This window comes from Streptomyces huasconensis, from assembly GCF_021028635.1.
Lineage (GTDB): Bacteria > Actinomycetota > Actinomycetes > Streptomycetales > Streptomycetaceae > Streptomyces > Streptomyces huasconensis.
The window spans coordinates 4,032,992-4,056,023 of the sequence record NZ_CP086119.1 but is presented as its reverse complement, the minus strand read 5'-3'; the positions used below and the strand labels follow the sequence as shown (position 1 = coordinate 4,056,023).

Genomic DNA, 23,032 nt, shown 5'->3' with positions numbered 1-23,032 from the left:
ATCCCACCCAACGGATAGTACGGGGCATGCATTCCCCGTCGTGTCCGCGTGTACGGCAGCGTGTCAGCCCTGGGGGTAGGAATGCGTCAGCAGCACCTTGCCCGCGCTGGACGAGGACTTGCCCACACAGGTGGCGTCGACGATGTAAGCGGACACCTGGCCTGCGTCGGAGTCATGGGGCACCACGATGAGGTACGCGCGCTTCCCCTCGTAGGAGCCCTCCTCGGCCGCCAGGGGAGTTCTGGCGCCGATGCCGCGCTGGATGCACTCGGGCACCTGGACCGTCGCCTCGCGCAGAGGGGCGTTGGACGTCGGGGACTGAGGGGTGGAGCGCGTGTCGAAGGACGGCTTGGACCCCTCCGACTTGCCGCCGGGTGACTCCTTGACGGGGCTCTGTGCGAGAAGGTCGGCCACCTTTCCCTTGAGCTTCGCCCCGGAGAAGGAGTCGGCGCTGTCCCGGTGGCTGACGGGCGGGCTGTCCGGATCTCCGCCCAGCGTCTGCATCAGCAGTGTGCCGAGGCCAAGGGCGGCCGCGGTGAAGACGGCGCCGAGTACGGCGGTACGGCGCCGTGTGCGCCGTAGAGAGCCGCCGCGCCCCGGTCCGGTGGCCGCACGCGGGCGCCCGGCAGGCCGGTCACCGGCCTGGCCCGGGAGGGCCGCAGGCGCGGCGGGCAATGTTTCACGTGAAACACGCGACGCCGAGGAGGGTGCGGGAGCGGAGGAGGCGGACTCGGGCTCGGGCGCGGGCGTCACGTCCGGCAGGGGCTCGGGTTGGGGCTTGGTAGCCGCGTCCGATGGGGGCTCGTCGGGAGCGGTGGCGTCCAGCAGTGCTTCGGCGGCCAGCGCCGCGTCGATGCGGCCCGCGACCTCGGCGGGCATCCGCGGTGGGCCGGGCAGCGTACCGAGTATGCCGCGGATCTCTTCCAGCGAGGCGTAGACGTCGGCGCAGAGCTCGCAGCCGTCCAGATGCCGTCGCACGTCGCTCGTGCGCGACGGGGAGAGCAGACCCTCGGTCAGGTCGGAGATCTCGGTGACCTCCGGATGCCCGGCCGAGTCGGTCGTGGCTGTCACGCTCGTCCACCTCCGCCCTTCACAGCAGCTGAATCGCTTGGTCCCGCATCCCGTGGCCCTGCTGCCGGTGGGACGGATGCCCCCTGCGTCCGGTTCCTTTCCGGGCCGGGGTTCCTGGCGTCGTCCTCGCCGCTGTCCCGGCCCCGCGTCCGTGATTCCGTACGCAGATGGGTGAGCAGCGGCAGCAGTCTGGCTCTTCCGCGGGAGCAGCGGCTCTTGACGGTGCCGGTGGGGACGTCGAGGACACGGGCTGCCTCAGCCACCGGGTAACCCTGCATGTCGACGAGGACGAGAGCGGCTCGCTGGTCCGACGGGAGCGTGTCCAGCGCCTCCAGAAGCTCACGGTGCAGATCGTCCCGCTCGACCGGGGCGGCCGCGGACTCCTCCGGCTCCAAGAGCTGCTCAAGACGCTCGGTGTCGTCGATGGGGGAGGTCTTGCGCGAGGCCGCCTTGCGGGCCCGGTCGAGGCAGGCGTTCACGGTGATCCGGTGCAGCCAGGTCGTCACGGCGGACTGACCACGGAAGCCGTGCGCCGCGCGGTAGGCGGAGACCAGAGCGTCCTGTACCGCGTCGGCCGCTTCCTCGCGGTCGCCGAGGGTGCGCAGCGCCACCGCCCACAACCGGTCCCGGTGTCGGCGGACAAGCTCACCGAAGGCGTCCTTGTCCCCCGCGACATGGGAGGCGAGAAGGTCCTGGTCGCTCATCTCACCCAGCGCGGTACTGTCCACCGTCAGGCCCCTCCCCCCAGTGAGCTTCGCCGAGCCTGTCTCAGCCCTTCAACTTCACGTCCGTGATGGCCTGCTTGTACCCCGCCCTGTAATAGCCGTCCTGGCCGGAGTTCGGCACCGCGGTCATCCACAAGAGCACGTACTGCGACTTGACGGGCTTCTTGGCCTCGATCTTCGCGGTGGTGCCCGAGGTGGTGACGGTGCCGATCTTCTTCATGGATTCGATCGGTGTCGTCGGCGAGAGCGAATCCACGGCGTACAGCGAGATCGTGGTGTGGGGCCCGCCGTACTGAAGGGCTATCGACGCCACCGAGACATCCCGCTTCGAGCCGAGGTCGTAGACGATGCCGACTCCGGGCTTGTAGGGGGCGAGCCTCGGACCGTCCTTGAACGTCATCGTGCGCCAGAGCGAGGCCGGGTCCTCATCGTATGTGTTGCGGATGTCACCCGGGTCCTGGGGCGAGCCCTTGAGCACGTACTCCTGGCCGCCCTTGATGCTGATCGGCTTCTTGGGCTTCGGCCGGTCCTTGTCGTCGCCCTTGGTGGTCTGCGTCTCGGTGGCGTCGCCGGAGTTGTCGCGCTCCATGAGCGCGTCGGCGAGCTGCCAGCTGCCCAGACCCAGCGCGGCGATGAGCAGCGCGGACACGGCCCACTTGAGGGCCCTGCCGGTGCGGCTCTGCAGCGGGGGCGGCGGGGTGATCACGGTCTGGGTGAGGCCGGGATGAGCCGCGGGGCGGCCGTAGCTGCCCTGCTGGTACGTGGTGCGCTGGTACTCCGGGGGAGCCGTGAAGGCCGGCTCCGGCGGCCGGATGCGCGGCATCTCACCGATGGCCTTGACCAGCTCGTCCGGCGTCGTACACGGCGGTTCCTGGCGGGACGCGGTCGCGCCGTCGTTGACGAGCGCCCGCATGGCGAGTTCGGAGAGGCCGCGGTGGACGCCCGCACGGACCTGGTCGGGTGCGATGAGGCCGATGTCCTTGGGCAGCCCGGAGAGGCCGTAGGCGTCGTCCTCGTACGGCCAGCGCTGGGTCAGTGCGGCGTACAGGAGCGCGCCGATCGCCTCGGTGTCCGTGCGCTGCGGGGTGTCGGAGCTGATGCCGCGCAGGGCCGCGTTCACCGCGAGGCCTCGGATGCGGTACTGGCCGGAGGAGGTGCGCAGTACGGCGCTCGGGGTCAGCCGCAGGTGGGCCAGCCCTTCGCGGTGGGCGGCCGCCATGGCCTGGGAGACCTGGCTGACGAGCTGGTACGCGTCGTGTGCTTCCAGAGGGCCCGCCGCGAGGACGGCGGTCAGCTCCGTGGCGTCCGGGAGCCACTCGTGGACGACGTAGACGAGGTCGTTCTCCTCGACCGCGTCCAGGACCTGTACGAACCGCGGGTCGCCGAGGAGGGCCGAGGAACGGGCCGCCGCGAGGACCGAGCGTGCGCGCGGGTGGGCTGCGGGCAGCAGGTGGACGCCGACGGCGCGGCGGAGCTTCTCGTCCACCGCGCGCCAGCTGCTGAAACCGTCCAGACGGGTGACGCACTCTTCGAGTCGGTAGCGCCTGGCGAGCTTGTGGCCACTGTGTAGTTCGGGAGGTGAGGAGGCCCCACGGCTCATGGGCTTCTCTGTATCCGCCGTGTCATCGTCTGCTGCCGTGTCCCGCTCCCGGGTCTGGGCCACCCCGTCGGCCGTGGGCTGCTCCGCCTTGGCGGTCAGCGGCTCGTCGCCGCTGTTGTCTGCCACGTCGACGGCAGCCGTGCTCCGTTCCGCCACCGTCGCTCCTGCCTCCCCATCCGTTGCGCTTCGTCAGACGCCAAAGCCAATTGTGCCCACAGTCCAGTGCTATGCACGACACGCGGTGGCCGGCGATGGTTGTGCGGTGCTCCTCATCTCAGCGACCGAGACGGCCGCGGACCATGCCGACCATGGAGTTGAGCTCCTCGATCCGCATGCGCTTCGCGGCGATGAAGAAGACTCCCAGTAGTACGGCACCGCCCGCGACCAGGGCCGCCAGCGAGCCGAGGACACCCTGTCCCAGGCTCTTGGTGATCGCGTACGCGGCGCCGCCCGCGAGCAGTGCCGCGGGCAGTGCGGCGATGCCGAGCCTGGCATACGTACGCAGTACACGGGAACCGTCCAGGTCCCCGCCGAGCCGCTTGCGCAGCCGCTGCCAGGCGACGCCCACGCCGATGGCGTAGGAGAGGCCGTAGGCGGCGGCCATGCCGGTGACCGCCCAGCGGGTGGGCAGCACGAAGTAGCAGGCCGCGGAGGCGGCGGCGTTCATCGCGGCCACGATGACCGTGTTGTAGAAGGGGGTCCGCGTGTCCTCGTAGGCGTAGAAGGCTCGCAGCACGACGTACTGCACGGAGTACGGGATCAGGCCGAGGCCGAAGGCCATCAGCATGTAGCCCATGTTCGTCGCCTGGGCGCTGCCCGAAGACCCGAAGATCAGCGTGCACATCGGGATGCCGAGCGCGACGAACCCGAAGGAGATCGGCACGATCGCGACCGCGGTCGTGCGCAGGCCCTGGGAGATGTCGTCGCGGACGGAGCCGGAGTCCCCGTCCTGGGCCGAGCGGGCGAGCCGGGGCAGCAACGCCGCCATCAGGGAGACCGTGATGATCGCCTGCGGGAGCCCCCAGATGAGCTGGGCGTTCGCGTAGGCGGAGAAGCCGATGCCGCTCGTCGAGGGCATGTCGACGGTGGCGGCGGTGGCCAGCTGGGTCACGACGAGGGCGCCCGCCTGGTTGGCCAGCACGAACAGGATCGTCCACTTGGCGAGCTTGGCGGCCTTGCCCAGGCCGTGGCCCTTCCAGTCGAAGCGCGGACGCAGCTTGAACCCGGTCTCGCGCAGGTACGGGATCATCGCCAGGGCCTGCACGACGAGACCGAGCAGGACACCGAACCCGAGAAGGCGCTCGGCCTCCGGCGGGATGTTCCCGACGGTCATGTCGGACGACGCCGAGGTGCCGTAGACCCAGATGAACATGCCGAGCGTGGCGATGATGACGATGTTGTTGAGGACCGGGGTCCACATCATCGCGCCGAACTTTCCGCGCGCGTTGAGGATCTGGCCCATCACCACGTGGATGCCCATGAAGAAGATCGAGGGCAGGAAGTAGCGCAGCAGCGTGGTGCCGACCTCGGTCGCCGCCGGGTCGTTGGCGACCGGGACGGACATCACGCGCACCAGCTGCGGGGCGAGGACGATGCCCAGGGCGGTGAGCAGACCGAGGGCCACCATGACGAGGGTCAGCAGGCGGTTGGCGTACGCCTCGCCGCCGTCGTCGTCCTCCTTCATGGAGCGCACCAGTTGCGGCACGAACACGGAGTTGAGGCCGCCGCCGACGGTGAGGATGTAGATCATCGTCGGGATCTGGTAGACGACCTGGAAGGTGTCGCCGAGCAGACCGACACCGAGCGCCGAGACGATCAGTGCGGAGCGGATGAAGCCGGTGAGGCGTGAGACGAGCGTGCCGGCCGCCATGACGGCGCTGGACTTCAGCAGGCTCGACGCGCGGCCCCCCGACTTGGGGGCGGCCGGTGCCGGCGCGGGGGTGGGAGCCGGGGCCGGCGCGGTGGCGGGGACGATCGGCTGGTCGGCGGGTGGGAAGCCGCCGTTGAGCGGCTGCTGGTAGCCGGCGCTCTGGGGGTAGCTGTTCTCCTGGGGGTAGCCACCGCTGTGCGGGTAGCCGCCGTGCTGCTGGTGACCGTTGTCCTGCTGGTAGCCGCCGCCCTGGGGGTAGCCGTTGTCCTGCTGGTAGCCGTTGTCCTGGGGGTAGCCGTTGTCCTGGGGGTAGCCGTTGCCCTGCTGGTAGCTGACCTGCTGGCTGCCGTAGCCGCCGGGCTGCTGGTCGCGGTAGAGGTGCGCGAAGGCGTCCGGCTCGTGGCGCTCCTCGCCCGCCTGCGTCACCAGGTCGTCGACGCCCACGAACTGCGTCGTGCGCGCGTCATCGCCGTACGGCAGGTGCCGGGTCGGACCCTCCGGCTCCGGAGGCGGCGTCTGGGCCCACACGCGGGGGTCCGGGGCGTGCTCGGGGGTGGGCGGCCGCCCGTAGAGCGGCTGCTGAGGGTAGGTGCCGGGCGGCGGCGGGGGGTGCGCCGCGCGGTCGTAGAGCGCCTCGGTCACCGGGTCCTGTGCGGAGAGGTCCTGCGCCCGGTAGGGGTCCTCCTCGTAGGCGTCCTGGAGGTACGCGTCGGGCGCGGGCTGCGGCGGAACCTGCTGCCCGTAGTCGGCAGAGCCCTGCGGCGGGCCCTCGGGCGAGGCAGGGCCGCCCGAGCCCTGGCCACGGTCACCGTCGTACGGCGCGTTCATGGTTTACCCCACCTCATCGTCCCCGGGCCCACCGGCCACGACTTCGCTCAACGGTCCACTCTCTCACCCGTGTCCGATGGCTCGGTGCTTTCCGGGGCGGTGTCCGGTGTCGGGTCACTCGGCTGCTCAGGGTCGCCTTCGCCGGACGAGGCACCGGATTCGCCGTCGGGACCCTCGTGCGGGCCCTCCTCGGCGGCCAGCTTCCGCGCCGCGCGCTTGCGCTGGGTGTACATCCGGAAACCGGCCAGGACAAGCAGCAGGAGGCCGCCGGCGATGACGAGCATCACCGCGGGGGTGACCTCGGTGACGTTGACGTCGAAGTGCACGGCCTTTCCGTACGGTTCCCCGTCTTCGGTGAAGAGCTGAGCGGAGACCGGGACCGGGCCGTTGGCGTTGGCCGTGGTGGTGAACTTCACCGACTGGGAGTGGCCGCCCGCGATCTCGACGTCGATCTCCTCGTACAGACCGTCGCCGATCTTCAGGCGGGTGGGGTTCTGTGAGGACAACCGCAGCTTCAGGTGGCGGACCCCCTGCACCAGGTTGTTCTGCACCGATACGGGGATGGTCGCGCTGCGCCCGGAGAGCTTCGCGTCCGACCTGTCGATCAGAGCCACCTGTTCGGTGAGCTCCCGCAGGTAGTTCTTGACGCCGGTCTGGTAGGCGGTCGCCTCCGACGGGCGGCCGCGCCAGGACGTCGACATCTCGCGGTCTATGGCCCTTCCGAAGGGCGTGACCACGCGGTCCTTCTCGACGAGGATCACCTGGAAGCGCTCAAGCATGCCCTGGGTGTCGCGGATCGACTCGAACGCCGGCTGGGGAAGCTCCTGCTTGCGCAGCGCGGCCGGGTAGGCCCCGGTCGACGGGACCCGGGTGGTGGCCCGCGGGTCCGGCTTCGCCTTCGCCGCGGCGGTCAGGTCCTCGAACTGCGACCACTGCCCGTCCTGGAGCGTCGACAGCGCCTTCGCCATGGCCTGGGCCTGGCTGGCCGTCGGCATGCGCTGTGGCGCGATCACGATGCTGCGCTGCTTGCCGGGGTCCTGGAGGTTGATCATCAGGCTCTGGGCGACGAACTGCTGGACGGCGAGCGTGGAGTTCTCCGCTTCCGTCATGTCGCCCTGGAAGGCGGTGGACAGGCGCGCGTCGGCCACCACGGCGGTCGTGCCGCCGCCGATGGGCCGGGCCGCGGTCGGCGAGTACGGCAGACCGTCCGTCTCGCGGAAGCTGTCGCTGCGGGCGATCACCGTGTGGGCGCCCGCGGAGGTCGCCACATCGACGATGGACGGGTCGACCGCTCCGTCGGCCGGCCACGCGAAGTCCGTGCTCGGCTTCACGTGGAGGATCGTCTCCACCGCGCTGACCCCCGCGTCGGTGGCGTCCTTGAGGTGGCTGAGGGAGCCGGTCACGGCCCTGCCGTTGTGCGCGAGGGACGCGAGGTCGGGGTCGGCGAAGGGCAGGGCGACGACCTTCTTGCCCTTGACCGCGGCTTCCAGGTCGTTGAGCCAGGCGGTGGCCACCGCCTGATGCTTGCCCACCCTGCTGGACCGACCGTCGGGGTTCTGGACCCGGTAGCCCTTCGTCATCGCCTCGACGGAGGCGAGCAGGTCCGGATCGATGACCCATGTGACGTCGAGGTCGCTGCCGAGGGCCAAGAGCTGCTGGAGACGGCCGCCCGGGGCGAGATCGTCGGCGAGGTCGTCGTTCCGGAAGACAGGCGTCTGCTGCTCGTCGGACTCGGTCTTCGCCGTGAGGTGCGTGTCGGCGATGAGCGGCCAGAGGTAGGTCGTCTTCGTCTTCGTGTCGGCGGCGGCGGTCTGCCACGGCAGGAAGGTGCGCTCGATGCCGAGCACCTGCTGATAGCCCCGCGCGGCGCTCTGCCCGGTGAGGGCGACGCTCAGCTGATAGACGCCGTCGGCGCCGAGGTGCAGCGCCTTGACGGGCACGGAGATGCTGAAGTCCTGCCGGACACCGGGCACGAGCCTGTCGAACTTGTCGACGTACTTGCCGCCGACCTCCGTGCCGTCGAGCCCCGGCTGGTAGCTCGTGCGCTTCGCGGCGCTGTCGATCTCACTCCGGCCGCCGAGAGGCGACGATCCCACCCGCAGCCCGACCTGGGCCCCGGTCACCGTCTGCTTGCCGTGGTTGGTGACCGTGCCGGAGACGGTGAGCTTGTCGCCTTCATCGGGAGCGGTCGGGGTCAGGGCGTCCAGCGAGACGTCCACGGTGCCGGAACCGACGGCAGGAGGCGCGCTCGGCGCGGTGGCGTGCGCCACGGGGCCTGCCGGGGCCTGCAGGAGGCCGGCCAGCAAGGGGGTGCCCACCAGGAGTGCTGCGGTGCGCCGCAGCCACCGGCGGGCAGGTGAGGGGCTTGTCCCCGGGAAGTCTGCCGCCTCGGCCACGCGTTCGCCCGTCCCTCGTCGTCAGTGGTCGTCGGTTGTGCGTCCACGCATGGTAACGATGCGCGCTGTGGCGAAGTGCCGCGGTCTGCTCCACATGATCGCAACAGTTGGCCGGGGCGGTGGCATGGGCCCCGGGCTGCCCGGCGGGAATCGGGTCGGCTCCGGGCGGCCGGGGCACGTACCCTTTTCTGTTGTGCCGAACGCCAACGAAGACAATCCCAGCGCCCTGAGCCAGGTGCAGCGCCGCGCGGTCAGCGAATTGCTGCGTGTGTCCCCTGTCGCGGACGATCTCGCCCGCCGTTTCCAGGAGGCCGGGTTCTCTCTCGCCCTGGTCGGTGGCTCGGTCAGGGACGCTCTCCTGGGCCGGCTCGGCAACGACCTGGACTTCACGACCGACGCCCGCCCCGAGGACGTACTGAAGATCGTCCGGCCGTGGGCCGACGCGGTGTGGGAGGTCGGGATCGCCTTCGGGACCGTCGGTTGCCAGAAGGAGGGCTACCAGATCGAGGTCACGACGTACCGGTCCGAGGCGTACGACAGGACCTCGCGCAAGCCCGAGGTGTCCTACGGCGACTCCATCGAGGAAGACCTCGTCCGCCGTGACTTCACCGTGAACGCGATGGCCGTGGCGCTCCCCGAGAAGGAGTTCATCGACCCGCACGGAGGCCTTGAGGACCTGTCCGGGCGTGTCCTGCGCACCCCGGGCACCCCCGAGGAGTCCTTCTCGGACGATCCGCTGCGGATGATGCGGGCCGCGCGGTTCGCCGCGCAGCTGGACTTCGAGGTGGCGCCCGAGGTCGTCGCCGCGATGACGGCCATGGCCGAGCGCATCGACATCGTCTCCGCGGAGCGGGTGCGGGACGAGCTGAACAAGCTGATCCTCTCCGCCCACCCGCGCAAGGGCCTCGCCCTCCTCGTCGACACGGGGCTCGCCGCGCGCGTCCTGCCGGAGCTGCCCGCGCTGCGTCTGGAGCGCGACGAGCACCACCGCCACAAGGACGTCTACGACCACTCGCTGATCGTCCTGGAGCAGGCGATGGCGCTGGAGAAGGAAGGGCCGGACCTGACGCTGCGGCTCGCCGCGTTGCTGCACGACATCGGCAAGCCGAAGACCCGTCGCTTCGAGAGCGACGGCCGGGTCTCCTTCCACCACCACGAGGTGGTCGGGGCCAAGATGGTCAAGAAGCGCATGACCGCGCTGAAGTACTCCAACGACCTGGTGAAGGACGTCTCGCGCCTCGTCGAACTCCACCTGCGCTTCCATGGCTACGGCACGGGAGAGTGGACGGACTCGGCCGTACGTCGCTACGTACGCGACGCCGGCCCGCTCCTGGAGCGCCTGCACAAGCTGACCCGCTCCGACTGCACGACGCGCAACAAGCGCAAGGCGAACGCCCTGTCGCGGGCGTACGACGGCCTGGAGGAGCGCATCGCCCGCCTCCAGGAGCAGGAGGAGCTGGACTCGATCCGTCCTGACCTGGACGGCAACGACATCATGCAGGTCCTGGACGTGGGTCCGGGCCCGGTGATCGGCAAGGCGTACAAGTTCCTGCTGGAGCTGCGCCTGGAGAACGGGCCGATGGAGCGGGACGCGGCGGTGGCCGCGCTCAAGGAGTGGTGGGCGGCGCAGGACTGACGCTGCGGTGTGGGTGTTTCACGTGAAACACCCACTCACCCCAAACGTGCCGAGGGGCGCTGTTTCACGTGAAACCGTGAAAACAGCGCCCCTCGGCGTATGTCCGGTGAGCCGGATCAGGGCTTCACCGATCAGGGCTTCTTCGTGCAGAAGAGGAAATCGCTGCCCTTGCCGGTCTCCGCGTAGAAACCGGTCGCGCCGTCAACCTTGCGGCACTCGGCTTCCGCGGTGAACTGGGTGTAGTGCCCGTCGATCTTCTTGATGACCTTGGCCTCGGCCTCGGAGGAGGAGCAGTCCACGACCTCCATGCGGTCCGAGGACGAGGAAGCGGGCTTCAAGCAGTCGCCCACCGCGGCCGACTCTGCCTCGCTCTTGCCGAGGTACCACTTGCCGACGGCAATGATGATGGCGACGAGGAGGAACCCGCCGATACGCAGAAGGAACTTCTTGCCGAACCTGCTCGGAGCGGCCGGCGGCGGCACGGGCCCGCCCTGGTGCGGCGGGTACGGCGCGCCCTGCTGAGGGGGGTACGGCGCGCCCTGCTGCGGAGGGTAGGGAGCACCCTGCTGCGGATACGGCGCGCCCGGGGCCTGCTGTCCGTACGGGTTCTGACCTTGGGGCGGGTACGGAGCTTGGCCCTGGGGCGGCGGAGTGGTCACTTTTGGGGGTCCCCCTCGAACGAAAGCGCGATGGCGCGGATAAGACGTCCGTAAGTTATCGGGGTGCGGTGACATCTCTGAAGCTCAGAGGAGGTCTGTGGCACTGATGTGACACTTACTGCATGCCAAAGCGGGCCATACTCGCCGCAACTGCTCCGTACAGCAGAGCCACGATGACGACAAGCGGAACCGACTGACCATCACCCGGCAGCATCAGCGCCGCCACGGCCGCCGCTCCCACGAACGCGACATTGAAGAGGACGTCGTAGAGCGAGAAGATCCGGCCACGGAAGCCGTCGTCCACCGCGGCCTGCACCACCGTGTCCGTGGCGATCTTCGCGCCCTGCGTCGTCAGGCCGAGGACGAAGGCGGCGACGAGCAGGGGTACGGGGGCGAAGGTGAGGCCGAGGGCCGGTTCCAGGACCGCAGCCACGGCCGCGCACGCGGCGATCCAGCCGCCGGGGCCCAGTCGGCCCGCCGCCGACGGGGTCACCAGCGCCGCCACGAAGAAGCCCGCCCCGGAGATGCCGACGGCGAGGCCGAGCAGCGCCAGCCCGTCGGACTCCGAGGACGACCAGGCGTACCGGCAGAGCATCAGGACCATGACCGTCAGCGCGCCGTAGCAGAAGCGCAGCACGGTCATCGCGGCCAGCGCGCGGGCGGCCGCGGGGCGCCGGGCCAGGTGCCGCACTCCCGCTGCCAGGCCACGCGCCGTGCCGGCCAGCGCTTCCCCGAGGTGGGGGCGTACCAGGTCGGGGTCCGGACCGAGCAGGTCACGCGCCATGCGGAGTGAGGCGAGCGCCGCACAGAGGTAGAGGGCGGCCCCGAGGAGGACCACCGCCGCGTCCGAATCCGAGCCCGCCAGCCGGACGACGAAGGCGAGACCGCCGCCCACCGTCGCGGCGAGCGTCCCCGCGGTCGGCGACAGGGAGTTGGCGATGACCAGGCGGTCGGCGTCCACCACCCGCGGCAGCGCGGCGGAGAGTCCGGCGAGCACGAACCGGTTGACGGCGGTGACACACAGCGCGGAGGCGTAGAAGAGCTGGTCCGGGACGTCGCTGAGCATCAGCACGGCGGTCAGCGCCGCCAGCACCGCCCGCAGGAGGTTGCCGTAGAGGAAGACCTGTCGGCGCCGCCAGCGGTCCAGGAGGACGCCCGCGAAGGGGCCGACCAGCGAATACGGAAGGAGCAGCACCGCCATCGCGGAGGCGATCGCTCCGGCCGAGGCCTGCTTCTCCGGTGAGAAGACCACGTACGTGGCGAGCGCGACCTGGTAGACGCCGTCCGCGCTCTGGGAGATCAGCCGTACGGCGAGCAGGCGCCGGAAATCCCGCAGACGCAGCAGGACACGCAGGTCACCGACGACAGCCATGGGGAACACCCTCACATACGAGGAAGGCCCCATACGAGGAAGGCCCCCGGCACATACGAGGAGGGTCCCTCGGGCGCATTGCCCGGGGGACCCTCGATGAGCGGCAAGGAGAGAGCTGCTTAGCGCTCGACCTCGCCCTTGATGAACTTCTCGACGTTCTCGTACGCCTCGTCGTCGAAGTACTGGACCGGCGGGGACTTCATGAAGTACGACGACGCGGAGAGGATCGGGCCGCCGATGCCGCGGTCCTTGGCGATCTTCGCGGCGCGCAGGGCGTCGATGATGACACCCGCGGAGTTCGGGGAGTCCCAGACCTCGAGCTTGTACTCGAGGTTCAGCGGGACGTCGCCGAAGGCGCGGCCCTCAAGGCGGACGTACGCCCACTTGCGGTCGTCGAGCCACGCGACGTAGTCCGACGGGCCGATGTGGACGTTCTTCTCGCCCAGCTCGCGGTCGGGAATCTGCGAGGTGACGGCCTGCGTCTTCGAGATCTTCTTCGACTCGAGGCGGTCGCGCTCCAGCATGTTCTTGAAGTCCATGTTGCCGCCGACGTTGAGCTGCATCGTGCGCTCAAGGCGCACACCGCGGTCCTCGAACAGCTTTGCCATGACGCGGTGCGTGATGGTGGCGCCGACCTGCGACTTGATGTCGTCACCGACGATCGGCACGCCGGCCTCGGTGAATTTGTCCGCCCACTCCTTGGTACCGGCGATGAAGACCGGCAGCGCGTTGACGAACGCGACCTTGGCGTCGATGGCGCACTGCGCGTAGAACTTCGCGGCGTCCTCGGAACCGACGGGCAGGTAGCAGACGAGGACGTCGACCTTGCGGTCCTTGAGGACCTGGACGACGTCGACCGGGGACTCGGCGGACTCCTCGATGGTCTGGCGGTAGTACAGGCCCAGGCCGTCGAGGGTGTGGCCACGCTGGACCTGCACGCCGGTGTTCGGCACGTCGCAGATCTTGATGGTGTTGTTCTCGCTGGCGCCGATCGCGTCCGCGAGGTCGAGGCCGACCTTCTTCGCGTCCACGTCGAAGGCGGCGACGAACTCCACGTCACCGACGTGGTACTCGCCGAACTGGACGTGCATCAGGCCCGGGACCTTGGCGTCCGGGTCGGCGTCCTTGTAGTACTCGACGCCCTGGACCAGCGAGGCGGCGCAGTTGCCCACGCCGACGATGGCTACGCGAACCGAACCCATTCCGGTTGCTCCCTGTGTGATCTCGGTATTCCGGATGAAACCCTGCGGAACGCTGGGTCTCACTTGGTGGGGCCATCGGACGGGTCCGGCGGCGGGTCGTTCTCCCGCCGCCGGGGCAGGTCCGCCGACTCCCCAGATGTGCTGTCCTGCTGAGCGGAGCCTTCGCGGGAGGGCCGGTGCTGGTCCCGCCCCGCGCGCTCGCTCTCGATGAGCTCGTTCAGCCAGCGCACTTCGCGCTCCACGGACTCCATGCCGTGCCGCTGCAGCTCAAGCGTGTAGTCGTCCAGGCGCTCCCGGGTTCGGGCCAGGGAGGCGCGCATCTTCTCCAGACGTTCTTCGAGCCGGCTGCGGCGGCCCTCGAGCACCCGCATGCGCACATCCCGCGAGGTCTGCCCGAAGAAGGCGAAGCGGGCGGCGAAGTGCTCGTCCTCGTACGCGTCGGGGCCGGTCTGCGAGAGCAGCTCCTCGAAGTGCTCCTTACCTTCCGCCGTCAGCCGATAGACGATCTTGGCGCGACGCCCGGTGAGCGGAGCCGCGAGGGCGTCCTCGGAGGCGCTGCCCGCTTCCTCGATCAACCAGCCGTTGGCGACCAGCGTCTTGAGGCAGGGGTAGAGGGTCCCGTAGCTGAAGGCGCGGAAGACTCCTAGCGACGTATTGAGACGTTTCCGCAGCTCATAGCCGTGCATCGGGGACTCGCGGAGGAGACCGAGGACGGCGAATTCCAGGATGCCGGAGCGCCTGCTCATCTTCGCCTCCCGTCTTCCGAGGTCCCTCAGTACGGCCTCTATGCCGAGCTGATGTATCGACTCGATACATCGAGACGATAGAACGGTGCCCCGCATGTGACAAGAGGGGGCACGGTGAACGGCGTCACATCACCGATTCGTAGGAAGTAACTTGCCTGATTTGGGGTGAACTTCGGCTCTACGAGGGTTTTGACGGTGCGTAGTCTGTGCGCCATGTATGCCGCCGGGAACCAAGTGACGCCAGGGAGCGTCGTCGTCCCCGGTGTAGTGCGGGTGAGCGCCGGAACGGGCGCATCCGTACGTCGGGGGGACCGGAAACCAGCCGCCGTTTCCAGGCGTGGACAGCTGCGCCTGCCCGAGGAGTAATCGTTCGATGAGCGAGCACCGTCGCAAACCGCCGCAGCCGCAGGGCGGCGGACGCGCCGCGGCCAGGCGTGGCGCCCCAGGAGCGCCGTCGGGCCGCCGTGCGGCGCCGAGAGATGCCACTGGACCGTCCGCTTCCTCCTATGGGGCACCGGGAGCCGGGGCTCAGGACGAGGGGGACCAGACCTACGGAGGCCGGGCGCAGGCCCGGCGCGCCGCGCAGCGCAGTGGTTCGGTCGGCGCGGGAGGCGGTCGCCGCAGGGCGGCCGAGGCCTCCGGCGGCGGACGTGCCGGCGGTGGCGGACGCCGTGGCGGGGGTGGGCCCGGCGGTTCCGGCGGGTCCGGGCCGGGGCGCGGCAGGGGCCGTGGCGCCCAGCAGCCCGGCAAGAAGAGGTTCATCGACTACCCGCGCGCGGGCAAGCGGGGCGCGCGGCGCTGGGTGCCGTCGTGGCGCCTGGTCACCGGTCTCTTCCTGAGCTTCGTCGGCGGCCTGATGGCCGTCGCGGGCATCTCGTACGCCCTGGTGGAGGTTCCCGAGGTCGACAAGGCGGCCAAGGCCCAGAACAACGTCTACTACTGGGCCGACGGCAAGCAGATGGTCGCGACCGGTGGTGAGCGCAACCGCCAGATCATCGACTACGACGACATCCCCAAGGAGATGCGCTTCGCCGTCATGTCGGCGGAGAACAAGACGTTCGAGGACGACAAGGGCGTCGACCCCATGGGCATCGCGCGCGCCGTGGTGAATATGGCCAAGGGCGGGCAGACCCAGGGTGGCTCCACGATCACCCAGCAGTACGTGAAGAACGCGCGTCTCGGTGATCAGTCGCAGACGTTTAGCCGCAAGTTCAAGGAACTCTTCATCTCCATAAAGGTCGGCCGGACCGAGTCCAAGGAACACATCATGGCCGGCTACCTCAACACCGCTTACTACGGTCGTGGGGCCTACGGCATCCAGGCGGCCGCCCGGGCGTACTTCGACAAGGAAGCGACGGACCTGGACCCGAGCGAGTGCGCGCTCCTCGCGACGGTGCTCAAGGGCGCCACGTACTACGACCCGGCCGGCTACCCCGAGATCGACCCCGCGGCCAACCAGAAGGACAACACCGCGCGCGCCAAGAAGCGGTGGGAGTGGATTCTCGACGAAGAGGTCAAGGACGGCCACCTGACCGCCGAGGAGCGGAACAAGTACAAGGTGTTCCCGAAGCTGCAGAACCCGCGGTCGAACACCCAGCTGGGCGGCCAGACCGGTTACCTCGTGGACCTGGCCAAGGCGTATGTCATCCGCAACACGGACATCACCGCCGAGCAGCTCCAGCAGGGCGGCTACGAGATCCACACGACCTTCGACAGGAAGAAGGTCAGGGAACTCGAGAACGCGGTGAAGAAGGTCCGCAAGGAGAAGATCAAGCCGAAGCTGCGTCCCGAGAAGGACACGCACGTCCAGTTCGGCGGGGCCTCCGTGGACCCCAAGAGCGGCGCCATCAAGGCCATCTACGGCGGCGAGGACGCGACGAAGCACTTCACCAACAACGCCGACCAGACCGGCGCCCAGGTGGGTTCGACGTACAAGCCGTTCGTGCTGGCCGCCGCCTTCAAGTACGGCGTACGGGACCCCGGTGGCCCGGCGTCGCAGGGCCTGGCCCAGCGCACTGTGGTCAGTCCGAAGAGCCTGTACAGCGGCAAGAACGAGCTGAAGATCCAGAATTACAACGACAGTGTCTGGACCGACCGTGAGGGCAAGGAGTGGCTCCAGAAGAACGACGGAGACGCGTCGTACAACCCTCCGACCTACCAGATCGACCTGCGTGAGGCGATGCGGGAGTCGGTCAACTCGGCCTATGTGCAGCTCGGCATGGACGTCGGTCTGGACAAGGTGAAGGAGGCGGCCATCGACGCCGGCCTCAAGGACGACAGTTCCATGGCCAGCGCCAATTACCCCTCCTTCTCGCTCGGCACCTCGTCGCCCAGTGCGATCCGGATGGCCGGGGCCTACGCCACGTTCGCGGCCAGCGGCAAGCAGAACGAGCCGTACTCGGTCAAGGAGGTCGAGTACAAGGGCGACTCGGTCTACCACCACAATAAGGAGACCAAGCGCGCCTTCACCCCGCAGGTCGCCGACAACGTCACCGACGTGCTGAGGACCGTCGTGGAGAAGGGCACCGGCACCTCGGCGCAGCTGGGCAACCGCCCGGTCGCGGGCAAGACCGGCACCACGGACGGCAACAAGTCCGCCTGGTTCGTCGGTTACACCCCGCAGTTGTCGACGGCGATCAGCATGTACCGGCTCGACGACGACGAGACCAACAAGAAGCGCGAGTTCCTGGAGATGTTCGGCACGGGTGGCGAGGAGAAGATCCACGGCGCCTCGTTCCCCGCGAAGATCTGGCAGGACTACATGTCGAAGGCGCTCAAGGGCGAGCCTGTGGAGTCCTTCCCGCCGCCGGGGCCGATCGGTCAGCTCGTCGGTGAGACGCCGCCTCCGCCGCCGAGCCCCACGGCGACCAAGGAGCCGGAGAAGGAAGAGACCACGTCTCCGACGCCGACGGAGACGGAGACGACCAAGCCGCCCACGACGCAGTCGCCCGACCCTGAAGAGTCATGCAGCCAGTGGGACTGGGAGTGCAACAACGACGGCGGCGTCGATGGCGGTGCCCAGGACGGCGGCGCCAACGGAGACCCGGGCGGGGAATCACCACCTCCCACGATCGACCCGCCGGACGGCGACGACCGGGGGAACCAGAACGGCGGAGGAATCTTCGGCTGAGCCGGCCCCACCCGTCCGTGCGGAGTGATCCGACGGCCGACCGGGACCGCCCCCGCGCATGTTTCACGTGAAACGAGGGCCGCCACACCGACCGGGTGTGGCGGCCCTCGGCGCGTTCTCACCCGCGTACGGCAGGATGTCGGGCATGCCCAGTGCAGACCCCAGCGCCCGCCCCGGCGCAGAGACGCCGAGCGGAAGCGCGTACGAGCCCGTGAGCCCGCAGGAGCCGGAGCCGGTACGGCCGACAGTGGAGGACGAGGTCGCCCGGGCCGGCAGCGAGTTGCTCGGCGGTCCCTCCGGCCGAAGAGCGCTGTACACGGCGGACTGGTGGTCTCCCGTCCGCGTCATCGCGATCATCGCGCTCGGCATGTTCGCGCTGGGCATGGTCCAGAAGATGCCGTGCTACAACGGCGCGTGGTTCTCGGGAGCGAGCTCGCAGTACACGCACGCGTGCTACTCCGACATCCCGCATCTCTACGAAGGGCGAGGCTTCGCCGACGGCCTCGTGCCGTACTTCGACAGACTGCCCGGCGAGATGGAGTACCTCGAATACCCGGTCCTGACCGGCGCGTTCATGGAGATGGCTTCCTGGGTGACGCCGGGCAGCGGGTCCATCCAGCACCAGGAGAAGATCTACTGGATGGTCAACGCGGGGATACTGATGGTCTGTGCGGCCGTCGTCGCCGTCTGCGTCTCGCGTACCCACCGGCGTCGCCCGTGGGACGCCCTGCTCGTCGCCCTCGCCCCCGCCCTCGCGCTGACGGCCACCATCAACTGGGATCTGCTGGCCGTCGCCCTCACGGCCGCCGCGATGATGATGTGGGCGCGGGCGCGTGCCCTCGCCTTCGGCGTCCTCCTGGGGCTCGCCACGGCCGCCAAGCTCTATCCCGTGCTGCTGCTCGGGCCGCTGCTGATCCTGTGCTGGCGCGCGGGCCGCTGGCGGGCCTTCGGGACCGGCCTGGTCGGTGCCGCGGGCACCTGGCTGGCCGTCAACCTTCCGGTGATACTGCTCGCCGGCGACGGGTGGTCGAAGTTCTACACCTTCAGCCAGGAGCGGGACGTCGACTTCGGGTCTTTCTGGCTGATCCTCAACCAGCGCACGGAGTCGCCGTTGTCCACCGACACCGTCAACATCTTGGCGGTGGCGCTGATGCTCCTGGCCTGCCTGGCCATAGGAGCACTCGGGCTGAGCGCCCCGCGCCGGCCGCGCTTCGCGCAGCTCGCCTTCCTGGTCGTGGCCGCCTTCATCCTGACCAACAAGGTCTACTCGCCGCAGTACGTCCTGTGGCTGATCCCGCTCGCGGCGCTCGCGCGGCCCCGCTGGCGCGACTTCCTGATCTGGCAGGCGTGCGAGGTCGCGTACTTCCTCGGGATCTGGTTGTACTTGGCGTACACCACGAGCGGGGACGCGCACAAAGGCCTGCCCACCGAGGGCTACCAAGTGGCCATCGTCGTCCATCTGTTGGGGACGCTCTACCTGTGCGCGGTGGTCGTACGCGACATCCTGATGCCGGAGCGGGACGTGGTGCGCCGGGGCGGCGACGATGACCCTTCGGGCGGCGTTCTGAACGGTGCGGAGGACGCCTTCGTCCTCGGGCTGGCGGCGCAACCGGCGCGGCCTGTGGCGCACTCCGCCGAGGGGCCGATGGTGAAGTGGGGGGCGGCGACAACCGATATGTCGCGCTGAGGGGCCCGGACCTGCCGTCGGGCGTTCGCGTCCGTGTTCGCCCTGAGCGAACACCGGCGACGGGTGGTGGACACAGCTTGCATACGCCTGAAGGGGCCGGAGACGACGTGTGTGTCGTGTCCGGCCCCTTCAAGCGTGGTGCGGGGGTGCGGAGGCTTCGGCGGTGCCTCAGCGGTCCACCATGCGGTCGAACTGGGTGGTGGTGTGCCGCAGATGGGCCACCAGTTCCTCGCCGACCCTGGGCTCCTGTGCGTCGGAAGGCACGAAGAGGATGGAGACCTGCATGTGCGGCGGCTCCGCGAACCAGCGCTGCTTGCCTGCCCAGACGAACGGCGAGAGGTTGCGGTTGACGGTCGCGAGCCCCGCGCGGGCCACGCCCTTGGCCCGCGGCATCATGCCGTGCAGCGCCTTCGGGGCCTCCAGGCCGACGCCGTGGGAGGTGCCACCCGCCACCACGACCAGCCAGCCGTCGGAGGCGACCTTCTGCTGGCGGTAGCCGAAACGGTCCCCCTTGGCGACGGCGGTGACGTCCAGGATCGCGCCGCGGTACTCGGTGGCCTCGTGATCGCCCAGCCAGAGGTTCGTGCCGATGCGCGCCCGGAAGCGGGTCTGCGGGAACTGCTGCTGAAGCCGGGCGAGTTCGTTGGCCTTGAGGTGGCTGACGAACATCGTGTGCAGCGGGAGACGGGCGGCGCGCAGGCGGTCCATCCAGCCGATGACCTCCTCGACGGCGTCCGAGCCGTCGGTGCGGTCCAGCGGAAGGTGGAGCGCGAAGCCTTCGAGCCGTACGTCCTCGATGGCGGCGTGCAGCTGCGGGAGCTCCTGCTCGCTGATGCCGTGGCGCTTCATCGAGGACATGACCTCGATGACGACGCGGGCGCCCACCAGGCCGTGCACGCCGTCGAGCGACGACACGGAGCGGATCACGCGGTCGGGCAGCGGCACCGGCTCCTCGCCCCGCCGGAACGGGGTCAGGACCAGCAGGTCACCGCTGAACCAGTCCTTGATCCGGGCCGCCTCGTAGGTGGTGCCCACGGCGAGGATGTCGGAGCCGAAGCGCGTGGCCTCCTCGGCCAGGCGCTCGTGACCGAAGCCGTAGCCGTTGCCCTTGCAGACCGGGACGATGCCCGGGAACTGCTCCAGCACGTGCTTGTGATGTGCCCGCCAGCGCGCGGTGTCGACATAGAGCGTGAGCGCCATGGCTGGTCCCGGAACCTTTCTCGTGTCTGCGGTGTATCAGAGTTATGGACGGAAATTGTGCGGGATCAGCGGCGCGACATGTAGATGTCGAGCGCCTTGTGCAGCAGCTTGTTGAGCGGGAAGTCCCATTCGCCGATGTACTCGGCGGCCTCACCGCCGGTGCCCACCTTGAACTGGATCAGACCGAAGAGGTGGTCCGTCTCGTCCAGGGAGTCGGAGATGCCGCGCAGGTCATAGACCGTCGCCCCCATGGCGTACGCGTCGCGGAGCATCCGCCACTGCATCGCGTTCGAGGGCCTGACCTCACGCCCGATGTTGTCCGAGGCACCGTAGGAGTACCAGACGTGCCCGCCGACGACGAGCATGGTGGCGGCCGAGAGGTTCACGCCGTTGTGCCGCGCGAAGTACAGCCGCATGCGGTTGGGGTCCTCGGAGTTGAGGGCCTGCCACATCTGCTGGAAGTAGCCGAGCGGCCGCGGGCGGAACTTGTCGCGGATGGCCGTGATCTCGTAGAGGCGCTGCCACTCGGCGAGGTCCTGGTAGCCGCCCTGGACGACCTCGACGCCGGCCTTCTCGGCCTTCTTGATGTTGCGCCGCCACAGCTGGTTGAAGCCCTTCTGGACCTCGTCCAGGGAGCGGTTGGCCAGCGGCACCTGGAAGACGAACCGGGGCTGTACGTCACCGAAGCCGGCGCCGCCGTCCTCGCCCTGCTGCCAGCCCATCCGGCGCAGCCGGTCGGAGACCTCGAAGGCGCGCGGCTCGATGAACGTCGCCTCGACGTCCCGCAGCCGCTTCACGTCCGGGTTCTGGATGCCGGCCTTGATCGCCGGAGCGTCCCAGCGGCGGATCACGACCGGCGGGCCCATCTTCACGGAGAAGGCCCCCTGCTGCTTGAGGTGCGCCAGCATCGGCTGGAGCCACTCGTCCAGGTTCGGGGCGTACCAGTTGATGACCGGGCCCTCGGGGAGGTAGGCGAGATACCGCTTCAGCTTGGGCAGCTGCCGGTAGAGCACCAGGCCCGCACCGACGAGCTGGCCGGTCCGGTCGTCGAACCAGCCCAGGTTCTCCGAGCGCCATTCGCTCTTCACGTCAGCCCATGCCGGGACCTGGCAATGACTCGCCGACGGCAGTGTCTGGATATACGCCAGATGCTGCTCGCGACTGATGGTCCTCAGGGTCAGACTCATTCGGGGCGCTCCTCGGCTGGTGTGTCCCCATGGGTTCAGGGGCTCCGGCTCTCGCGCCGAAGCCTACTGCGCCCTGCGAGCGCCCCGACTGGCCGTAGGCAACCTTGGCCCCCGGCCCCGCCCGGGACCGGGGTGCCGTGGGTGGTCAGCCGATGATTCCGCCGAAGAGTCCGCCGTGTGCCATGCCGAGGAAGAAGCCGATGGCCGCGGCACCCATGCCCAGGATCAGACCGAAGCGCTCACGGGTCGTCGCCGAGATGAACTGGCCGTACGCGCCGGTGATGATGCCGACCAGGCCCGTCCACGAGCTGAGCAGATGGAGGCTGTGGAACATCGCCGTCACGAAGGCGATCGCGCCCAGTACCAGCGTCACGCCGACGAGCGTGTCCTGGAGCGGATGGGACTTGCCGTCCGAGGCGAAGAGCGAGGTAGTGGTGTTGTGTCGCATTGTCTGTGCCATGTGAGGCACCTCCTGCGGAGAGCGGCGCATCGTAGCGCCATACACACCCGATGTGTACAGATTCTGCCCGTACCTCGCCGGATTTCAACCGGAAGCCTCGGTGCGGGTAGTCTGTACCGTCTGCACCCGTGTCTGCCCGGACCACGGCAGGAGCTTCCGTTCGCGGAAGCCGATTGTCAGTGGCGGCCGATACGGTTGCGTACGCATCACGACCCTCCTGCCACGGAACGACCGTGGCCGCTGAGTCCAAAGGAGGTGGGTTCCACATGCGTCACTACGAAGTGATGGTCATCCTCGACCCCGATCTCGAGGAGCGCGCTGTCTCCCCGCTGATCGAGAACTTCCTCTCCGTCGTCCGTGAGGGCAACGGAAAGGTCGAGAAGGTCGACACCTGGGGCCGTCGTCGTCTGTCCTACGAGATCAAGAAGAAGCCCGAGGGCATCTACTCGGTCATCGACCTCCAGGCCGAGCCTGCGGTCGTCAAGGAGCTCGACCGACAGATGAACCTGAACGAGTCGGTCCTCCGGACCAAGGTCCTCCGTCCCGAGATGCACTGAGCTTTCTAGCTCAGCAGCACCCGGGAATCGAGTAGCAGCAACAAGCAGCCAGCAGCAAACCCGCCGAGAGGTTCCCCCATGGCAGGCGAGACCGTCATCACGGTCGTCGGCAATCTTGTCGACGACCCCGAGCTGCGCTTCACCCCCTCCGGTGCGGCGGTCGCGAAGTTCCGTGTCGCGTCCACCCCCCGCACCTTCGACCGTCAGACGAATGAGTGGAAGGACGGCGAGAGCCTGTTCCTGACCTGCTCGGTCTGGCGTCAGGCGGCGGAGAACGTCGCGGAGTCGCTCCAGCGAGGCATGCGCGTCATCGTGCAGGGCCGACTGAAGCAGCGGTCCTACGAGGACCGTGAGGGCGTCAAGCGCACGGTCTACGAGCTGGACGTCGAGGAAGTCGGCGCCAGCCTGAAGAACGCCACGGCCAAGGTCACCAAGACCACCGGTCGCGGTGGCCAGGGCGGTTACGGCGGCGGTGGCGGCGGCCAGCAGGGCGGCAGCTGGGGCGGTGGCTCCGGCGGCGGCCAGCAGCAGGGCGGCGGCGGTGCTCCCGCCGACGACCCCTGGGCGACCGGTGCCCCGGCCGGCGGCGGCCAGCAGCAGGGCGGCGGCGGTGGCGGCTGGGGCGGAAGCTCCGGCGGCTCCGGTGGCGGCTACTCGGACGAGCCCCCCTTCTGAGCCTCAGGGCTTATGGCCTTCGGGCCGAGGG

At 69.2% G+C, this 23,032-nt stretch carries 17 protein-coding genes; 5 read left to right on the top strand and 12 right to left on the bottom strand.

Annotated features, from left to right (window positions below; all coding sequences use genetic code 11):
• Positions 1–63: 63 nt before the first annotated feature.
• The 5 genes from J2N69_RS18505 to J2N69_RS18485 all read right to left on the bottom strand — a co-directional run bounded on the left by J2N69_RS18505 (position 64) and on the right by J2N69_RS18485 (position 8,490).
• Positions 64–1,071 (bottom strand): anti-sigma factor, encoded by a 1,008-nt coding sequence (locus J2N69_RS18505; protein WP_230901770.1) that lies wholly within the window; start codon positions 1,069–1,071, stop codon positions 64–66.
• Positions 1,068–1,799, bottom strand: coding sequence for an RNA polymerase sigma factor SigM (gene sigM, locus J2N69_RS18500; RefSeq protein ID WP_269075614.1), 732 nt, complete (start codon positions 1,797–1,799; stop codon positions 1,068–1,070). Before sigM ends, J2N69_RS18505 begins: the two co-directional genes overlap by 4 nt.
• Positions 1,800–1,839: 40 nt before the next feature.
• Entirely contained in the window at positions 1,840–3,552 is a 1,713-nt protein-coding gene (locus J2N69_RS18495; protein WP_230901769.1) for a protein kinase family protein, read from the bottom strand.
• A 118-nt stretch (positions 3,553–3,670) separates the two neighbouring features.
• Positions 3,671–6,094, bottom strand: coding sequence for a murein biosynthesis integral membrane protein MurJ (murJ, locus tag J2N69_RS18490; RefSeq protein WP_230901768.1), 2,424 nt, complete (start codon positions 6,092–6,094; stop codon positions 3,671–3,673).
• A 47-nt stretch (positions 6,095–6,141) separates the two neighbouring features.
• Positions 6,142–8,490, bottom strand: a complete 2,349-nt coding sequence (locus tag J2N69_RS18485) for a DUF6049 family protein (RefSeq protein ID WP_230901767.1) — start codon at positions 8,488–8,490, stop codon at positions 6,142–6,144.
• Between the two features lie 193 nt (positions 8,491–8,683).
• Between J2N69_RS18485 and J2N69_RS18480 the strand changes: the two genes are divergently transcribed.
• On the top strand, positions 8,684–10,126 hold the full coding sequence (locus J2N69_RS18480; RefSeq protein ID WP_230901766.1) for a CCA tRNA nucleotidyltransferase: 1,443 nt from the start codon (positions 8,684–8,686) through the stop codon (positions 10,124–10,126).
• Between the two features lie 131 nt (positions 10,127–10,257).
• Here J2N69_RS18480 and J2N69_RS18475 read toward each other — a convergent pair whose 3' ends face one another.
• From J2N69_RS18475 to J2N69_RS18460, 4 genes are all read right to left on the bottom strand, one after another.
• Positions 10,258–10,608, bottom strand: coding sequence for an LppU/SCO3897 family protein (locus J2N69_RS18475; RefSeq protein ID WP_230901765.1), 351 nt, complete (start codon positions 10,606–10,608; stop codon positions 10,258–10,260).
• Positions 10,609–10,900: 292 nt separating this feature from the next.
• Positions 10,901–12,157 (bottom strand): MFS transporter, encoded by a 1,257-nt coding sequence (locus J2N69_RS18470; protein ID WP_230901764.1) that lies wholly within the window; start codon positions 12,155–12,157, stop codon positions 10,901–10,903.
• A 119-nt stretch (positions 12,158–12,276) separates the two neighbouring features.
• Positions 12,277–13,359 (bottom strand): inositol-3-phosphate synthase, encoded by a 1,083-nt coding sequence (locus tag J2N69_RS18465; RefSeq protein ID WP_230901763.1) that lies wholly within the window; start codon positions 13,357–13,359, stop codon positions 12,277–12,279.
• Between the two features lie 59 nt (positions 13,360–13,418).
• On the bottom strand, positions 13,419–14,105 hold the full coding sequence (locus tag J2N69_RS18460) for a PadR family transcriptional regulator (protein WP_230901762.1): 687 nt from the start codon (positions 14,103–14,105) through the stop codon (positions 13,419–13,421).
• Positions 14,106–14,478: 373 nt separating this feature from the next.
• On the opposite strand from J2N69_RS18460, the gene J2N69_RS18455 reads away from it, so the two are divergent.
• Together J2N69_RS18455 and J2N69_RS18450 are read left to right on the top strand one after the other, a co-directional pair.
• On the top strand, positions 14,479–17,235 hold the full coding sequence (locus J2N69_RS18455) for a transglycosylase domain-containing protein (RefSeq protein WP_230901761.1): 2,757 nt from the start codon (positions 14,479–14,481) through the stop codon (positions 17,233–17,235).
• 136 nt (positions 17,236–17,371) lie between these two features.
• Positions 17,372–18,922, top strand: coding sequence for a glycosyltransferase family 87 protein (locus J2N69_RS18450; RefSeq protein WP_230904766.1), 1,551 nt, complete (start codon positions 17,372–17,374; stop codon positions 18,920–18,922).
• A gap of 168 nt (positions 18,923–19,090) precedes the next feature.
• Here J2N69_RS18450 and J2N69_RS18445 read toward each other — a convergent pair whose 3' ends face one another.
• The 3 genes from J2N69_RS18445 to J2N69_RS18435 all read right to left on the bottom strand — a co-directional run bounded on the left by J2N69_RS18445 (position 19,091) and on the right by J2N69_RS18435 (position 21,769).
• Positions 19,091–20,122: an alanine racemase gene (locus tag J2N69_RS18445; protein ID WP_127908731.1), complete on the bottom strand. Its 1,032-nt coding sequence runs from the start codon at positions 20,120–20,122 to the stop codon at positions 19,091–19,093.
• Positions 20,123–20,187: 65 nt separating this feature from the next.
• Positions 20,188–21,309: a lipid II:glycine glycyltransferase FemX gene (locus J2N69_RS18440; protein ID WP_127908732.1), complete on the bottom strand. Its 1,122-nt coding sequence runs from the start codon at positions 21,307–21,309 to the stop codon at positions 20,188–20,190.
• A gap of 145 nt (positions 21,310–21,454) precedes the next feature.
• Positions 21,455–21,769, bottom strand: a complete 315-nt coding sequence (locus tag J2N69_RS18435) for a hypothetical protein (RefSeq protein ID WP_230901760.1) — start codon at positions 21,767–21,769, stop codon at positions 21,455–21,457.
• A gap of 266 nt (positions 21,770–22,035) precedes the next feature.
• Between J2N69_RS18435 and rpsF the strand changes: the two genes are divergently transcribed.
• The gene (gene rpsF, locus J2N69_RS18430; protein ID WP_016644628.1) at positions 22,036–22,326 is read left to right on the top strand and encodes a 30S ribosomal protein S6; all 291 of its coding nucleotides are present in this window, start codon (positions 22,036–22,038) and stop codon (positions 22,324–22,326) included.
• 78 nt (positions 22,327–22,404) lie between these two features.
• Positions 22,405–23,001, top strand: coding sequence for a single-stranded DNA-binding protein (locus J2N69_RS18425; RefSeq protein ID WP_230901759.1), 597 nt, complete (start codon positions 22,405–22,407; stop codon positions 22,999–23,001).
• The last annotated feature ends 31 nt before the right edge of the window (positions 23,002–23,032 follow it).

Excerpts from the sequence above, each read along its gene's own strand:
- murJ (WP_230901768.1), bottom strand. The coding sequence starts at position 6,094 with ATGAACGCGCCGTACGACGGTGACCGTGGCCAGGGCTCGGGCGGCCCT.
- J2N69_RS18470 (WP_230901764.1), bottom strand. The coding sequence starts at position 12,157 with ATGGCTGTCGTCGGTGACCTGCGTGTCCTGCTGCGTCTGCGGGATTTC.
- J2N69_RS18465 (WP_230901763.1), bottom strand. The coding sequence starts at position 13,359 with ATGGGTTCGGTTCGCGTAGCCATCGTCGGCGTGGGCAACTGCGCCGCC.
- J2N69_RS18460 (WP_230901762.1), bottom strand. The coding sequence starts at position 14,105 with ATGAGCAGGCGCTCCGGCATCCTGGAATTCGCCGTCCTCGGTCTCCTC.
- J2N69_RS18455 (WP_230901761.1), top strand. The coding sequence starts at position 14,479 with ATGAGCGAGCACCGTCGCAAACCGCCGCAGCCGCAGGGCGGCGGACGC.
- J2N69_RS18450 (WP_230904766.1), top strand. The coding sequence starts at position 17,372 with ATGTCGGGCATGCCCAGTGCAGACCCCAGCGCCCGCCCCGGCGCAGAG.
- J2N69_RS18445 (WP_127908731.1), bottom strand. The coding sequence starts at position 20,122 with ATGGCGCTCACGCTCTATGTCGACACCGCGCGCTGGCGGGCACATCAC.
- J2N69_RS18440 (WP_127908732.1), bottom strand. The coding sequence starts at position 21,309 with ATGAGTCTGACCCTGAGGACCATCAGTCGCGAGCAGCATCTGGCGTAT.
- J2N69_RS18435 (WP_230901760.1), bottom strand. The coding sequence starts at position 21,769 with ATGGCACAGACAATGCGACACAACACCACTACCTCGCTCTTCGCCTCG.
- rpsF (WP_016644628.1), top strand. The coding sequence starts at position 22,036 with ATGCGTCACTACGAAGTGATGGTCATCCTCGACCCCGATCTCGAGGAG.
- J2N69_RS18425 (WP_230901759.1), top strand. The coding sequence starts at position 22,405 with ATGGCAGGCGAGACCGTCATCACGGTCGTCGGCAATCTTGTCGACGAC.